This window comes from Streptomyces sp. ADMS (assembly GCF_033441795.1).
Lineage (GTDB): Bacteria > Actinomycetota > Actinomycetes > Streptomycetales > Streptomycetaceae > Streptomyces.
Window position 1 is genome coordinate 69,011 of sequence record NZ_JAVFVX010000019.1, and the last position, 14,611, is coordinate 83,621.

Here is a 14,611-nt window from a genome sequence, read left to right on the forward strand (position 1 = left end):
CGGTCGGGGAACCAGGCCCGGACCCGTTCAACGTTACGCCGCGCCTGCGCCGCCTACGAGACCGGGGCACCTTTCCGCGGGCTGAGCGGCCTGCGCAATACCCCGTACGAGCTCCCCGACATGCGCCGTAGTGCGAACGGGCCGACACTGGGCGTAATGCTGACGTAGAGCCGTACGAGGAGGCATCCATGGGCTGGTTGTGGGCGATCATCGTGGGATTGGTGCTGGGTCTGCTGGCCAAGGCGATCATTCCGGGCAAGCAGCACAGCCCGCTCTGGCTGACGACCATCTTCGGCATCATCGGCGCCGTCGTCGGCAACGCGATCGCACGAGGCTTCGGCATCGAGGAGACGAGCGGCATCGACTGGGGTCGGCATGCGCTCCAGCTCGCGGCGGCCGTCGTGATCGTGTTCCTGGGCGACATGGCGTACTCGAAGATGCGCGGCGGCAGGAGACATCGGGCTTAGCGGTACGTGTGAGGGGGGGCGGCCCGGTCAACAGGGTCGCCCCCCCTCACACTTACTCAGCACGCACGGACCGATCAACCGGTGACCTCCACCGCCGCCAGGTTCTTCTTGCCCCGGCGCAGAACCAGCCACCGCCCGTGCAGCAGCTCCTCCTTCGCGGGAACCGCGTCCTCGGCGGCGACCTTCACGTTGTTCACGTAGGCGCCGCCCTCCTTCACCGTGCGCCGCGCGGCCGACTTGCTGGCCACCAGCCCGACCTCGGCGAACAGATCGACGACCGGCCCCGCCTCGGCGACCTGGATGTGCGGTACCTCGGAGAGAGCCGCGGTCAGCGTCCGCTCGTCCAGCTCACCCAGCTCGCCCTGGCCGAAGAGGGCCCTGGACGCGGCGATCACGGCGGCCGTCTGCTCGGCACCGTGCACCAGAGTCGTCAGCTCCTCGGCGAGCGCGCGCTGCGCGGCCCGCGCCTGCGGACGCTCCGCGGTCTGCGCCTCCAGCGCCTCCAGCGCCTGAGGGGACTGGAAGGACAGGATGCGCATGTACGTCGAGATGTCACGGTCGTCCACGTTCAGCCAGAACTGGTAGAACGCGTACGGTGTCGTCATCTCCGGGTCGAGCCAGATGGCGCCGCCCTCGGTCTTGCCGAACTTGGTGCCGTCCGCCTTCGTCATCAGCGGGGTCGCCAGCGCGTGCGCGGAGGCCTCCGGCTCCAGGCGGTGGATCAGGTCGAGACCGGCGGTGAGGTTGCCCCACTGGTCGCTGCCGCCCTGCTGGAGCGTGCAGCCGTACCTCCGGTACAGCTCCAGGAAGTCCATGCCCTGCAGGAGCTGGTAGCTGAACTCCGTGTAGCTGATGCCCTGGTCGGACTCCAGACGACGGGCGACCGAGTCCTTCGTCAGCATCTTGTTGACGCGGAAGTGCTTGCCGATGTCCCGGAGGAACTCGATGGCGGACATACCGCCGGTCCAGTCCAGGTTGTTGACCATCGTCGCCGCGTTGTCGCCCTCGAAGATCAGGAAGGGCTCGATCTGTGCGCGGACCCGCTCGACCCAGGCGGCGACAGTCTCCGGCGAGTTCAGCGTGCGCTCGGCGGTCGGCTTGGGGTCACCGATCTGACCGGTGGCCCCGCCGACGAGCGCGAGCGGGCGGTGACCGGCGAGCTGGAGCCGGCGCATGGTGAGCACCTGCACGAGATGTCCCACATGCAGCGACGGAGCCGTCGGGTCGAAGCCGCAATAGAACGTGACGGGACCGTCCGCGAGCGCCTTGCGCAAAGCGTCCTCGTCAGTGGACAGGGAGAACAGCCCCCGCCACTTCAGCTCGTCGACGATGTCCGTCACGGTTCTCGTATCTCCTTGAATGGTCTTGGTGCAGTTCTACGGCAGCCGGGGGACTACCGGCTACGAGGTTATACGCCCTGACTGACAGAGCTCATATTGAAATCCGGGATGCGCATGGCGGGCATCGCAGCCCTGGTGAACCAGTCGCTCCACTCCCGGGGCAGCGTCTTCTCCGTGCGCCCGGCCTCGACGGCCCGCCCCAGCAGGTCCACCGGCGACTCGTTGAACCGGAAGTTGTTGACCTCCCCGCTGACCTCGCCGTTCTCGACGAGGTACACCCCGTCGCGGGTCAGGCCGGTCAGCAGCAGGGTGGCCGGGTCGACCTCGCGGATGTACCAGAGGCAGGTCAGCAGCAGCCCGCGTTCGGTGTTCGCGACCATCTCCTCCAGGGACGTGTCCTCGCCCCCGTCCAGGATCAGGTTCCCGATGGCCGGGGACACCGGCAGGCCGGTCAGCCCGGCAGTGTGCCGGGAGGTGATCAGCCGGTGCAGTTCGCCCCCGCGGATCCACTCCGTGGGGCTCAGAGGCAGCCCGTTGTCGAAGACCGACTGGTCGTCGCCGGAGGAGTGGGCGAGCAGGAAGGGGGAGGTTTCCAGACCTGGCTCGTTCGGGTCGCTGCGCAGCGACAGCGGCAGCTCGGTGAGCTTCTCGCCGATCCGTGTCCCGCCGCCCTGCTTGGAGAAGACCGTGCGCCCCTCGGCGGCGTCCCGTGCCGATGCCGACCACATCTGGTAGATCAGCAGGTCGGCGACGGCGGTCGGTGGCAGCAGCGTCTCGTACCGTCCGGCCGGCAGCTCGATCCGCCGCTCCGCCCAGTCAAGTCGTACGGCGAGTTCGGCGTCCAGGGCGGCCGGGTCGACGTCCTTGAAGTCCCGCGTCGACCGCCCGGCCCACGCGGACCGAGTACGGTCCGGGGACTTGGCGTTCAGCTCCAGCGTTCCGTTGGGCTGGTCATGCCGCAGGCGCAGTCCCGTGGACGTACCCACATAGCTCGACACCAGCTCGTGGTTGGCGAAGCCGTACAGCTCCCGGCCGCCCGCACGCGCGCGTGCGAACGCCTCACCGAGTGCCGGCGCGAAGTCGGCGAACACCGCCGACGAGGTCTCGGTGGGCGCGTCCGTGAAGTCGGGGGAGTGCGGTACACCCGCGACCAGCGGCTGGGCGTCCTCCGCGGGACCGGCGCCGCGCGCGGCGGCCTCGGCGGCCCGCACGAGCGGTTCCAGCTCGTCGGCGGTGACCGCCGCACGGGAGACGACCCCGGAGGCCGTGCCCTGCTTGCCGCCCACGGTGGCGACGACGGTGAGCGTGCGCCCGCGCGTGACCCCGTTGGTGGTGAGGGCGTTGCCCGCCCAGCGCAGGTTGGCGGTCGACTGCTCGTCCGCGATGACGACACACCCGTCGGCCCGGGACAGCTCAAGAGCCCGCTCGACGACTTCGTGCGGCTTGTTCGTACGGGTGCTCATCGACCGGCCTCCTGCGTGGTGTTCAGACTGTGCTTTTCCGGGGGACAACCCCCGAACCCCCGGCCGATCCCCGTGCTGGCGCTCATCGACCGGCCTCCTGCGTGGTGTTCAGAATGTTGACGCCCCGGAAGAGGGCCGACGGGCAGCCGTGGGACACCGCCGCGACCTGCCCCGGCTGGGCCTTGCCGCAGTTGAAGGCGCCGCCCAGGACGTATGTCTGAGGGCCGCCGACGGCCGCCATGGAGCCCCAGAAGTCGGTGGTCGTCGCCTGGTAGGCCACGTCCCGCAGCTGCCCGGTGATCCGGCCGTTCTCGATTCTGAAGAACCGCTGCCCGGTGAACTGGAAGTTGTAGCGCTGCATGTCGATGGACCAGGACCGGTCCCCGACGACGTAGATCCCGCGGTCGACGCCGCCGATGAGGTCCTCGGTCGCCAGCCCGCCCGGGTCCGGCTGCAACGACACATTGGCCATGCGCTGCACGGGCACATGCCCGGGCGAGTCGGCGTACGCGCACCCGTTGGACCGCTCGAACCCGGTCAGCTTCGCGATCCGCCGGTCCAGCTGGTACCCGACGAGGGTGCCGTCCTTCACCAGGTCCCACGACTGGCCGGCGACGCCCTCGTCGTCGTACCCGATGGTCGCCAGGCCGTGTTCCGCGGTGCGGTCGCCGGTGACGTTCATCAGCTCGGAGCCGTACCTGAGCTTGCCGAGCTGGTCGAAGGTCGCGAAGGACGTGCCCGCGTACGCCGCCTCGTAGCCCAGCGCCCGGTCCAGCTCGGTCGCGTGGCCGATGGACTCGTGGATGGTCAGCCACAGGTTGGACGGGTCGACGACCAGGTCGTACAGCCCCGCCTCGACACTCGGCGCCCGCATCTTCTCGGCGAGCAGCTCGGGGATCTGCTCCAGCTCGGACTCCCAGTCCCACCCCCTGCCCGTGAGGTACTCCCAGCCGCGCCCGACGGGCGGCGCGATGGTCCGCATCGAGTCGAACTCGCCGCTCGACTCGTCGACGGAGACGGCCGTGAACTGCGGGTGCAACCGCACCCGCTGCTGGGTGGTGACGGTTCCCGCGGTGTCGGCGTAGAACTTGTTCTCGTGCACCGTGAGCAGCGAGGCGTCGACATGGTTGACCCCGTTCGCGGCGAGCAGCCGCGCGCTCCACTCGCCCAGCAGCCCGGCCTTCTCCTCGTCCGGCACGGTGAACGGGTCGATCTCGTACGACGAGATCCACGTCCGGTCCGCGTGCACCGGCTCGTCGGCCAGCTCCACGCGCTCCTCGGACCCCGCCGCCTTGATCACCTGGGCGGAGAGCTTCGCCATGGCCACGGCCTGCGAGGCGACCTTCGCGGCGGCGTCCATGCTCAGATCCACGCCCGACGCGAACCCCCAGGTACCGCCGTGCACCACCCGCACCGCGTACCCCAGGTCCGTGGTGTCCGACGATCCGGACGGCTTGGCGTCTCGCAGCCGCCAGGACGCGCTGCGCACCCGCTCGAACCGGAAGTCCGCGTGCTCGGCACCGAGCGCACGCGCGCGTGCGAGGGCGGCGTCGGCCAGGGCACGTAGGGGCAGTGCCAGGAATGACTGATCGACTTCGTGGGGCACGGATGGGATCCCTTCGGGGCGCTCTCCTGCGATGGCCGTCACGGGCAGTGAATCATGTTGCACCCGTTGGATACTCAGGAAATAGGTACGGTCTCGATCGGAGGCGCAACCTGAGAAAGTCCTGGCAGGAGTGGTCCGCTGGGACAGTAGGCTGGCTCGGTTGCGCGGCACGTCGCCCGATCGGGTGCCACCCTCGCAGCACGGCGCACGAAACAAGTGTGAAGCGGGCCAAAAGGGCCCAGCCGATTCATGGATGTCTTCGGTGTCCACCACGACCTCATCGCCGAGTACGAGGCCTTCACCAGCTCGCTCGTCGCCGTGCGAGATCCGGACACATCGAGAGCCACCTCGCCGACGAGCGGAAGCGCAAGACTCGCCGGTCCGATCCCAAGCTTGCTCTGAACCCCATCTTCCGCGGCCGAGTTCCGCCCAGACCTCCTTCCGGCCCTCGCGCGAGCCTTTGTGTCCGCTGCCGAACGGGCGCTGCTGCACGGCGTCCTCCATGACCACCGGGAGACGTACGACACGCTGCCCGTCGTCCGCGGCCGTATCCGTCACGCGGACCAGCTCCGCCGCAGACCTGGCGTCTCCGTACCCCTGGAGGTCCTCTACGACGACCACACCTCCGACATACCGGAACCGCCTCCTCCTCGCAGCCGCCCGTCGATCGCTGCGGGTACCCGGCCTCGACACCGCCCCACGCTCCGCCCTCCAGCGGATCACCGCCCGACTGGAAGGGGTCCGTCTCCTGCCCGCCGGGGCCCCGACGCCCCACTGGACCCAGGGCCGACGCAACGCCCGCTACGCGCACGCCCTGACCCTCGCGGACCTCGTCCTGCGCGGCGCCTCGTACGAGTTCGGCGACGGCCGGGAGATCGCCGTGGACGGGATGCTGGTGACCATGTGGCGGCTCTTCGAGGCGTACTTGGCCCGAGCGGTGGGCGAGGCGCTGCGCCACCGTGCCGGAGGCAGACCTGAACCGCACGACCGGAACTTCCACCTCGACACCGCGGGCAGACACGTACTCAAGCCGGACCTCGTGCACTACCTTCCGTCGCCGTACGACGGGGTGCTGCGCCAGGCCGTCGTCCTCGACGCCAAGTTCAAGACCAGGTTCCAACGGGACGACCTCTACCAGATGACTGCCTACTGCGTGCGGCTCGGCCTGGCCGAAGGCCACCTCGTGTACGCCTCGGGCCGCCCCGGCGTCGTGGAAGTGCCGGTGGGGAAGGGGGTGCTGAGAATCTGGCGGCATGTCGTGGACCTCTCCCGCCCCTGGAGGGATCTGGCGGCCGACATCGCGGGCCTCGCGGAGTCGATCGACGCCGCGCGAACGGCGGGAGCATCGCAAGAGGCGGGGCAGGACGACAGGTGACCGGGTGCCGATCACCCGTGCGAGTGATCCGCAGGAGTGTCCGGCCGCGTCAACTCCGCCCGCACTACGGTGGATTCATGACCAGCAAGCGCCGCACCGGCGGCAAGAGCAACAAGAACAAGAGCGCGCGCACGAACGGGCACGCCCTCGCAACCCGCCCGAGCGCACCCCCTCCGACCCCGGAGACCCACACCAGGTTCGCGCGGGAGAGCGAGGAACTGGCGGAGCGGTATCCCGAAGACCGCGAGCAGTTGCTGATGGAAGCCGCCGACGCGTGGAGCGACGCGGGCGAGTACGACCGGGCGGTCACCCTGTACGAGCGGCTGCTGGACCCGGCGGGCGAAGGCTGCGCGGAACCGGACCTGGTCGACGCCTTCCGTATCGGCACGCTGTGGGACGCCGGGCGGGAGGAGGAGGCCCGCGCGGCATCCGCCGCCTTCCGCAGGCGGCACCCCCGGGACGCGGGCGCCTGGAACTTCGTCGCCGAGGCCTTCGAGGAGCGGGACGAGACGACCACGGCCGCCGAGTGCTACACGGCCGGTGTCACGCACGCTCTCGGCACGGGTGCACCGGTGACGGTGGACACGGTCGAGGCGGACCCGCACCACTTCGACGTCGAAATGCTCGTCATCGGGCGTCACCGGGTGCGCAGACTGCTCGGCGAGCCGCACGACGACTGGGACGACGTGGCCGACGCGCTGCACGAGCGGCGCGCGTCTCCCTTGCTCGGCCGGGTGAACACGCTGGACGAGATGCACGATCCGGTCCGGCTCAAGCGGCTGAAGGAGGAGGGCTCGGCGTTGCTGGAAGACGAGCTCAGGGGACTGCTGGACAGCCTGCCGGCCGACGACCGTCCCACCCCTGGCCGCCTGCGGAGCGTCTGCGTCCTGTACTGGCCGCCGGAGGAATTCGCCCAGCTCTTGAAGCGCTGGCCGAAGTCAGCGGATGCCTACGGCGACGACCACGCCGGCCACCGGCGCCAGGTCGAGCGGACACTACGAGAACTCTCCGACGAAGGAGCCCCCAGCCTCGCGGTCGGTCACGCCGCGCTGACTGGCTTGACGGCCTACGCGGCTGGAGACGGTGGATCACCCGACTCACCGGCCACCCGTTCCGCGTACGGCGCCGAACTCGCCCGCAGGGGAGAGGCGGCCGACTGGCCACCGCCCCGCAACGGTCCGTGCTGGTGCGGCTCGGAGCGCAAGTACAAGAAGTGCTGCGGAAACCCGGCGCTCGGCTGAAGCGCCGAGGCCGCCCGGTCTCCCCGTGGGCACCAGCACCGTCGGCATGGTCGAGACGGTACGGCAGCTCGACAAGGTCGGGTCGTTCCCGGACGCCTTGGCCGATCTGGACCGTGTGGTCACCGAGATCCTCCTGACCGAGCAGGTGCGAGACCTGGCGACCAGGGTTCCGGCCACGCTCCGGTCCCTCGACGCCATCCACGTGGCGAGTGCCCTGGTCATCGGGGACGCGCTCGACTCGCTCGTCACCTATGACAAACGGATGCTCGACGCCGCCCGGGAGGCCGGACTGGCAGCCCAGGCGCCCGGTATGGCCGGCTGACCCGGACGCCCCGACTGTAGGGACCCGACAGGACCAGGGGTGAGCCACTGTCGGTGCCCGATTGTCCGCGGGCGCCGGCGGACCGATAGGTTTTCGGAGAAGCAGCCTGTCACCCGGGTGTTCGGACAGGCGTTGAACCGCTAACGAAAGGGTGATCTGTTGAGCCGCTCGGTTCTCGTCACCGGAGGAAACCGGGGCATCGGCCTCGCCATCGCCCGCGCGTTCGCCGAAGCCGGCGACAAGGTCGCGATCACATACCGTTCCGGTGAGCCGCCGGCCGCACTCACCGAACTGGGCTGCCTCGCCGTCAAGTGCGACATCACCGACACCGAGCAGGTGGAGCAGGCCTACAAGGAGATCGAGGCCGAGCACGGCCCGGTCGAGGTCCTCGTCGCCAACGCCGGTGTCACCAAGGACCAGCTCCTGATGCGCATGTCCGAGGAGGACTTCACGTCTGTCCTCGACACCAACCTCACCGGCGCCTTCCGCGTCGTCAAGCGTGCCAACCGCGGCATGCTGCGCGCCAGGAAGGGCCGCGTCGTACTGATCTCGTCGGTCGTCGGGCTGTACGGCTCGCCGGGGCAGGCCAACTACGCCGCCTCCAAGGCCGGTCTGGTGGGCTTCGCCCGCTCCCTCGCCCGTGAGCTGGGCTCGCGCAACATCACCTTCAACGTGGTCGCGCCCGGCTTCGTCGACACCGACATGACCAAGGTCCTCACCGACGAGCAGCGCGCGGGCATCGTCTCGCAGGTGCCGCTCGGCCGGTACGCGCGGCCGGAGGAGGTCGCAGCAACGGTGCGGTTCCTCGCCTCGGACGACGCCTCGTACATCACTGGAGCCGTCATCCCTGTTGACGGCGGACTGGGAATGGGTCACTGATCACCATGAGCGGAATTCTCGAGGGCAAGCGCGTCCTGATCTCCGGTGTGCTGATGGAGTCGTCCATCGCCTTCCACACCGCCAAGCTGGCCCAGGAGCAGGGCGCCGAGATCATCCTGACCGCGTTCCCGCGGCCCACCCTGACCGAGCGCATCGCCAGGAAGCTTCCCAAGCCCACCAAGGTCCTGGAGCTCGACGTCACGAACGAGGAGCACCTGGGCCGGCTGGCCGACCTCGTCGGCGAGGAGCTCGGCGGCCTCGACGGCGTCGTGCACTCCATCGGCTTCGCCCCGCAGGACGCACTCGGCGGCAACTTCCTCAACACCCCGTTCGAGTCCGTGGCCACCGCCATGCACGTCTCGGCGTACTCCCTGAAGTCGCTCACCATGGCCTGCCTGCCGCTGATGCAGAACGGCGGCTCGGTCGTCGGCCTCACCTTCGACGCGAAGTTCGCCTGGCCGCAGTACGACTGGATGGGCCCCGCCAAGGCCGCCCTGGAGGCCACCAGCCGTTACATCGCCCGCGACCTGGGCAAGCAGAACATCCGCTGCAACCTCGTCTCCGCTGGCCCCCTCGCCTCCATGGCCGCCAAGTCCATCCCGGGTTTCGGCGAGCTGGCTGCCGTGTGGGACGACCGTTCGCCCCTGGAGTGGGACCTCAAGGACCCCGAGCCGGCCGGCCGCGGTGTCGTCGCCCTGCTCAGCGACTGGTTCCCCAAGACCACCGGCGAGATCATCCACGTCGACGGCGGGCTGCACGCGATCGGAGCGTGACCGCCGCCGGCGCCCCCGAGGCTCGGCCGGCATTTCGAGGGCTCGCGTTCCGTTCCGGCGCGGGCCCTCGGTGCATCACCCGTTCGGCTCATCCGGTCGGGCGGGGGAGAGGGGTAACTGGGCACTCTGGATTACGCGTTCACCTCGCGTTCCCTCCCCAGCACGGCCGAGGAGGTCCTCCTTGTGCGCCTGTTCCGCAGCTTCGCCCCGCTGCTCGTCGCCGTAGCTCTCCTGGCCACCCTTCCGTACGAGGCTGTTCCGCACGCGCGCGTGGAGGGACGGCAACCGGAACGGCCCGAACCCTTCGGCGCCACGTGCCACACGCGGGTCACCGGCTCCCAGGTGACCGCGTACTGCCACAACCCCTACGTGGCCACCGACCGGGTGCGTCTGCACATCGAGTGCGACCGCTGGTGGGACCTCGACAGCGACGGCACCTCGGTCGAGGCCGGGCCCGCGCAGACCGTACGGCTCACCGGACGATGCTGGAAGGAGGTCCGCTCGGTGTGGGTCAGCCACCAGAAGCGGACGCCCTGAGGCGGCACGCGAACGGATAACCCGCCGCCTCCCTGGCGGCGGCCGCCGCGTCGCCCGCGCGGATGGCGTCGACGAGCGGAGCGTGGTCCACGTACGACCGAGAGGTCAGTTCCTCACCCACGTCGTCGCGCAGCCAGTCCCGCAGCACCTCGCCCAGGTCCGCGTACATCGCCGTCATCACGTCGTTGTGGGATGCGGCCACCACCGCCATGTGCAGGCTCGCGTCGGCCGTCACGAACGCCTCCGTGTCCCCGGAGGCCCAGGCATCCTCCCGCCGCGCCAGGAGCGCGTCCAGCTGCCTGAGGTCGCCTTCGGTGCGCCGCAGGGCCGCCAGCTCGGCCGCGCCGGACTCCAGCGTGGACCGCAGCTCGGCGATGTGCCGCGGGTCCGCGCCGGCGAACCGGCGGTGCATCACCCCGGCCAGCTCACTGGTCGCCACGACGTACGTGCCCGAGCCCTGGCGGATGTCCAGCAGCCCGTTGTGCGCGAGGGCCCGGACCGCCTCGCGGACTGTGTTCCGGGCCACTCCGAGCTGCTCGACCAGCTCGGGCTCGGTGGGGATGCGGGAGCCGACGGGCCACTCGCCCGAGGTGATCTGGTTCCGGAGTGCGGCGATGACCTGCTCGGACAGGGCCGATCTACGGGGGTGGCTCAGCGGCGGCACGGCACACCTGCACATGGGGGAGTACAACCAATCATCCTATGATTCTATGCTGGCTGTCATGGTGAGCGAGGAAACCCGGACGACGACGTCCACGGCCATGTCCATACGCGGTGCGGCGGCCGAGCCGGAGAGCGAGACCGGGGTGACAGCCACGCGCGCGTGGCTCACCCGGCTGGTCGTCGTCGGCATCGTGCTGTCCGCCCTCAACCTCCGCCCTGCCATCACCAGCCTCGGCGCCCTCCTCGAAGAGGTGCGCGACGGACTCGGCATGAGCGGCACCGCGGCCGGAGCGCTCACCTCCGTACCCCCGCTCTGCTTCGCCCTCTTCGGCGTCATGGCACCGCGTCTGGCCCGCCGCTTCGGCGTCGGAGCGGTCGTGTGCGCGGGCATGGCCGCCATCGCCGCCGGCCTCGCGATCCGGCCCTACACGGGCACCGCCGCCGGATTCCTGGCCGCCAGCGCGCTCGCCCTCATGGGCATCGCGGTCAGCAACGTCCTGATGCCGGTCGTCGTCAAACGCTGGTTCCCGGACCGGGTCGGTTCCATGACCGGCCTGTACTCGATGGCCCTCGCCCTGGGCACCGCCGCCGCGGCGGCGATCACCGTGCCCGTGACCGGGGCGCTGGGCGGGAACTGGCAGGCGGGACTGACCGTCTGGGCGTTTCTCGCGGCGGCGGCGGTGGTGCCCTGGATTCCGCTGGTACGCGAAGGGGGCGCGGGCGACGGGAGGCAGGAAGTCGCCCCCGCGCGCGGGACGTCCCGCGCCGGGCAGAGGGCCGGCGCGCTGCGCATCACCCGCAGCCGTACGGCCTGGGCGCTCGCCGTGTTCTTCGGGCTCCAGGCCACCGCCGCCTACATCACCATGGGCTGGATGGCGCAGATCTTCCGGGACGCGGGCGTCCCGGCAGGCACCGCCGGCCTGCTGCTCGCCGTCACCATGGCGATGGGTGTGCCGCTCGCCTTCGTCATACCGCGCGTCGCCACACGCCTGTCCCACCAGGGGCCGATCGTGATCGTGCTCGGCTGTTGCGGACTTCTCGGATACGCGGGCCTGTACCTCGCGCCGGCCGGCGGCGCCTGGGCATGGGCGCTACTGCTCGGTGTCGCCAACTGCGCCTTCCCGCTGGCCCTCACGATGGTCGGGATGCGGGCCAGGACGGGCGCGGGCGTCGCCCAGCTGTCGGCCTTCGCGCAGAGCACCGGCTATCTGATCTCCATCCCCGGCCCCCTCCTCGTGGGGGTGCTCTACCAGCACAGCGGCGGCTGGGGGCTGCCGCTCGCGATGATGGCCGGCCTGATGCTGCCGCAGATGGTGGTGGGCGTACTGGCGGGACGTGATCGCACCGTGGAGGACGAGGCGGCGGCCCGCTGACCGCACCCCGGGCGGGGCGTGCACCCCGGGAGGACGGGTGACCGAGCAGGGTGCGAGACTGGCCGTATGCCAGTGCTCGACCCGAACCCCCAGAACGGCCAGAAGAAGATGCTGCTCGTCTTCGGCTCGTTCTTCGCCATCTTCGTGTTCATCGCCATCATCGCGACGATCGCCTCACCGTGAGGACCGTTGGTGGGGGTATCCCCACCAACCCCTAGGGGGTGAGTCTCAGGGTCAAGTGGGTGGATCACCGGATGGGTTGAGGTCCGAAGGTTCCGTAACTTCGAGGTGTGGCCGCGAGAAGCGGGCCACGGACGGCCCGAAGACCCACGGAGGCATCATGTCGGCCCGCACGCACTCCCGGCCCCTTCCGGCGACCACGCGTGGAGTCGACATACGGCTGCCGTGGTGGGCCCTGGCCCTGCCGGTACTCGCGTTCGTCGCGCTGCTCGCGCTGATACTGCACCCGACCGACGCCCAGGCGGCGACGGGTGACCCCTTGATAACCCACTTCCTTGAGCGAGCGCGGGAGCTGGTGACGCGCTGAACGCCGTGAACACCTCATTCCCACCTGCGGAGCCGCCCGTCAACTCCCTGCGCCCCGTGGCGTGTTTCATGCGAAGCTGGGTGCCATGAGCGTCGCAGAACCCCGCAGGATCGTCCTCTTCCGGCATGCGAAAGCCGACTGGCCCCAGGTGACCGATCACGAGCGACCGCTCGCTGATCGGGGCCGCAAGGACGCCGCTGTCGCCGGGCGCAAACTGGCCGACACCGGCATCCCCTTCGGCCTGGCCCTCTGCTCCACCGCCACCCGGACCCGCGAGACCTGGAAACACGCGGTCCAGGAACTCCCGCGACGGCCGAAGACCGTCTACGAGGAGCGGATCTACGAGGCCTCACCCGGCGAGCTCATCGCCCTGCTCAACGAAACCCCGGACGACACCCAGAACGTGGTCCTGGTCGGCCACAACCCAGGAGTACAGGCTCTCACCGACATCCTTGCCGACGAGTCCGAGGGTGACACCCGCACAAGGCTGACCAGCCGGGGCTTCCCGGCAGCGGCCTTCGCGGTGCTCTCCTTCACGGGCTCCTGGAAAGCACTGGAGCCGGCAACGGCAACACTGCTCGACTTCTGGGCACCGACGGAATAGGGCCCCGGGCCGGAGAAAGCGGCGGTACGAGGCAGGCTGTGGGCAGACGTTCCGCAAGGGTGGAACGGGTGGGCACAGCCTGTAACGCGCGGTCCCGGCGACGAAGCCCAAAACCGAACAGTTCCCGCCCCACGAGACTTCCAGAGGGCTACTCCTGGGTGTCCGCCGCCTCGACCTCTTCCCGAGTGACGCCCAGCAGATACAGCACGGTGTCCAGGAAGGGGAAGTTCACCGCGGTGTGCGCGGCTTCCCGCACGACGGGCTTGGCGTTGAAGGCGACGCCGAGCCCCGCCGCGTTCAGCATGTCCAGATCGTTCGCCCCGTCACCGATCGCCACGGTCTGATCCAGCGGCACGCCCGCCTCCGCCGCGAACCGCCGCAACAGCCGGGCCTTGCCGGCCCGGTCCACGATCTCGCCGACGACCTTGCCCGTCAGCTTTCCGTCCACGATCTCCAACGTGTTGGCCTGGGCGAAGTCCAGCCCCAGCCGCTCCTTCAAGTCATCTGTGACCTGGGTGAACCCACCCGAGACGACACCGACCTCGAAGCCGAGCCGCTTCAGCGTACGGATCAGCGTGCGCGCCCCCGGCGTGAGCCGGACCTCGCTGCGCACCTTGTCCACCACCGACGCGTCGAGCCCCTTGAGCAGCGCCACGCGCGCGTGCAGCGACTGCTCGAAGTCCAGCTCCCCGCGCATCGCGGCGGCGGTCACCTGGGCGACCTCGTCCTCGCACCCCGCGTGCGCGGCGAAGAGCTCGATCACCTCGTCCTGGATGAGCGTCGAGTCCACATCCATGACGACCAGCCGCTGCGCCCTTCGGTGCAGCCCCGCCGCGACGACCGCGACGTCGACACCGAGTGCCGCCGCATCGGTGACCAGGGCGGTGCGCAGCGGCTCGGTCGCGACTCCGGAGACGGCGAACTCGACCGCCGTCACGGGGTACTTGGCGAGACGGAAGATACGGTCGATGTTGCCGCCGGTCCTGGTGATCCGCGCGGCGATCGCGGCGGTCGACTCGGCGGTCAGCGGATGCCCGAGCACGGTGACGACGGAACGCCCGAGCCCGCGCGGCCGGTTGTCACCGAGCCCGGAGATGATCTCCGCCTGCATCTTCATGGACTCCGCCCAACTGTGGACGGTGGCCCGCAGATCGCCTTCGAGCCCGGCAGGCGGCTGTGTCACGAGCGCGCACAGCACCATGCGGCCACGCGTGACGACCTGCTCGATGTCGACCACGTCCACGGAGTAGGCGGCAAGCGTGTCGAACAGGCCGGCGGTGATGCCCGGCCTGTCCTTGCCGAAGATTTTTACGAGAAGAGTGGGTACGTCAGCGGTCTGCGTAGCGTTCATGGTGTTTCCACCGTATCCGGCACCCAGTGCCTACCGCGCACGCGGTCCGCCTGACGGACAGAAAACAGTA

15 protein-coding genes and 1 pseudogene are annotated in these 14,611 nt (G+C 69.8%); 11 read left to right on the plus strand and 5 right to left on the minus strand.

The genetic code is table 11. The features are described 5' to 3' along the window. The first annotated feature begins 188 nt into the window (after nucleotides 1–188). Nucleotides 189–467, plus strand: a complete 279-nt coding sequence (locus RB628_RS11520; RefSeq protein WP_318320249.1) for a GlsB/YeaQ/YmgE family stress response membrane protein — start codon at nucleotides 189–191, stop codon at nucleotides 465–467. A 74-nt stretch (nucleotides 468–541) separates the two neighbouring features. Here the strand turns inward: RB628_RS11520 and tyrS are convergent, their stop codons facing one another. From tyrS to RB628_RS11535, 3 genes are all read right to left on the minus strand, one after another. Then, entirely contained in the window at nucleotides 542–1,807 is a 1,266-nt protein-coding gene (gene tyrS / locus RB628_RS11525) for a tyrosine--tRNA ligase (RefSeq protein ID WP_318320250.1), read from the minus strand. A gap of 68 nt (nucleotides 1,808–1,875) precedes the next feature. Then, nucleotides 1,876–3,270, minus strand: coding sequence for a metallopeptidase TldD-related protein (locus RB628_RS11530; RefSeq protein WP_318320251.1), 1,395 nt, complete (start codon nucleotides 3,268–3,270; stop codon nucleotides 1,876–1,878). Nucleotides 3,271–3,352: 82 nt separating this feature from the next. After that, entirely contained in the window at nucleotides 3,353–4,876 is a 1,524-nt protein-coding gene (locus RB628_RS11535; RefSeq protein ID WP_318320252.1) for a TldD/PmbA family protein, read from the minus strand. 462 nt (nucleotides 4,877–5,338) lie between these two features. On the opposite strand from RB628_RS11535, the pseudogene RB628_RS11540 reads away from it, so the two are divergent. The 6 genes and pseudogenes from RB628_RS11540 (at nucleotide 5,339) to RB628_RS11565 (ending at nucleotide 10,003) form a co-directional block, all read left to right on the plus strand. Then, nucleotides 5,339–6,251 (plus strand): annotated as a pseudogene (locus RB628_RS11540) (McrC family protein). Between the two features lie 77 nt (nucleotides 6,252–6,328). Further along, complete coding sequence (locus RB628_RS11545) at nucleotides 6,329–7,492, plus strand: SEC-C domain-containing protein (protein ID WP_318320255.1); 1,164 nt, start codon at nucleotides 6,329–6,331, stop codon at nucleotides 7,490–7,492. Nucleotides 7,493–7,517: 25 nt separating this feature from the next. After that, the gene (locus RB628_RS11550) at nucleotides 7,518–7,814 is read left to right on the plus strand and encodes a PIN domain-containing protein (RefSeq protein WP_318320256.1); all 297 of its coding nucleotides are present in this window, start codon (nucleotides 7,518–7,520) and stop codon (nucleotides 7,812–7,814) included. Nucleotides 7,815–7,973: 159 nt separating this feature from the next. After that, complete coding sequence (fabG, locus tag RB628_RS11555) at nucleotides 7,974–8,693, plus strand: 3-oxoacyl-[acyl-carrier-protein] reductase (RefSeq protein WP_318320257.1); 720 nt, start codon at nucleotides 7,974–7,976, stop codon at nucleotides 8,691–8,693. A 5-nt stretch (nucleotides 8,694–8,698) separates the two neighbouring features. Then, nucleotides 8,699–9,466: an enoyl-ACP reductase FabI gene (fabI, locus tag RB628_RS11560; RefSeq protein WP_318320258.1), complete on the plus strand. Its 768-nt coding sequence runs from the start codon at nucleotides 8,699–8,701 to the stop codon at nucleotides 9,464–9,466. 183 nt (nucleotides 9,467–9,649) lie between these two features. Beyond that, entirely contained in the window at nucleotides 9,650–10,003 is a 354-nt protein-coding gene (locus RB628_RS11565) for a hypothetical protein (protein WP_318320259.1), read from the plus strand. On the opposite strand, the gene RB628_RS11570 is transcribed toward RB628_RS11565, so the two are convergent. Next, a complete protein-coding gene (locus tag RB628_RS11570) occupies nucleotides 9,978–10,667 on the minus strand; it encodes a FadR/GntR family transcriptional regulator (protein ID WP_318320260.1) in 690 nt (229 codons plus the stop codon). The genes RB628_RS11565 and RB628_RS11570 overlap by 26 nt on opposite strands. 46 nt (nucleotides 10,668–10,713) lie before the next feature. On the opposite strand from RB628_RS11570, the gene RB628_RS11575 reads away from it, so the two are divergent. The 4 genes from RB628_RS11575 to RB628_RS11590 all read left to right on the plus strand — a co-directional run bounded on the left by RB628_RS11575 (nucleotide 10,714) and on the right by RB628_RS11590 (nucleotide 13,190). Further along, nucleotides 10,714–12,039: a CynX/NimT family MFS transporter gene (locus tag RB628_RS11575; RefSeq protein WP_412180636.1), complete on the plus strand. Its 1,326-nt coding sequence runs from the start codon at nucleotides 10,714–10,716 to the stop codon at nucleotides 12,037–12,039. Between the two features lie 66 nt (nucleotides 12,040–12,105). Then, the gene (locus RB628_RS11580) at nucleotides 12,106–12,222 is read left to right on the plus strand and encodes an SGM_5486 family transporter-associated protein (RefSeq protein ID WP_318320262.1); all 117 of its coding nucleotides are present in this window, start codon (nucleotides 12,106–12,108) and stop codon (nucleotides 12,220–12,222) included. 157 nt (nucleotides 12,223–12,379) lie between these two features. After that, nucleotides 12,380–12,586 (plus strand): hypothetical protein, encoded by a 207-nt coding sequence (locus RB628_RS11585; RefSeq protein ID WP_318320263.1) that lies wholly within the window; start codon nucleotides 12,380–12,382, stop codon nucleotides 12,584–12,586. A gap of 85 nt (nucleotides 12,587–12,671) precedes the next feature. Continuing rightward, the gene (locus RB628_RS11590; protein WP_318320264.1) at nucleotides 12,672–13,190 is read left to right on the plus strand and encodes a histidine phosphatase family protein; all 519 of its coding nucleotides are present in this window, start codon (nucleotides 12,672–12,674) and stop codon (nucleotides 13,188–13,190) included. A 148-nt stretch (nucleotides 13,191–13,338) separates the two neighbouring features. Here the strand turns inward: RB628_RS11590 and serB are convergent, their stop codons facing one another. Then, nucleotides 13,339–14,541, minus strand: coding sequence for a phosphoserine phosphatase SerB (gene serB, locus RB628_RS11595; protein WP_318320265.1), 1,203 nt, complete (start codon nucleotides 14,539–14,541; stop codon nucleotides 13,339–13,341). Nucleotides 14,542–14,611 lie beyond the last annotated feature (70 nt).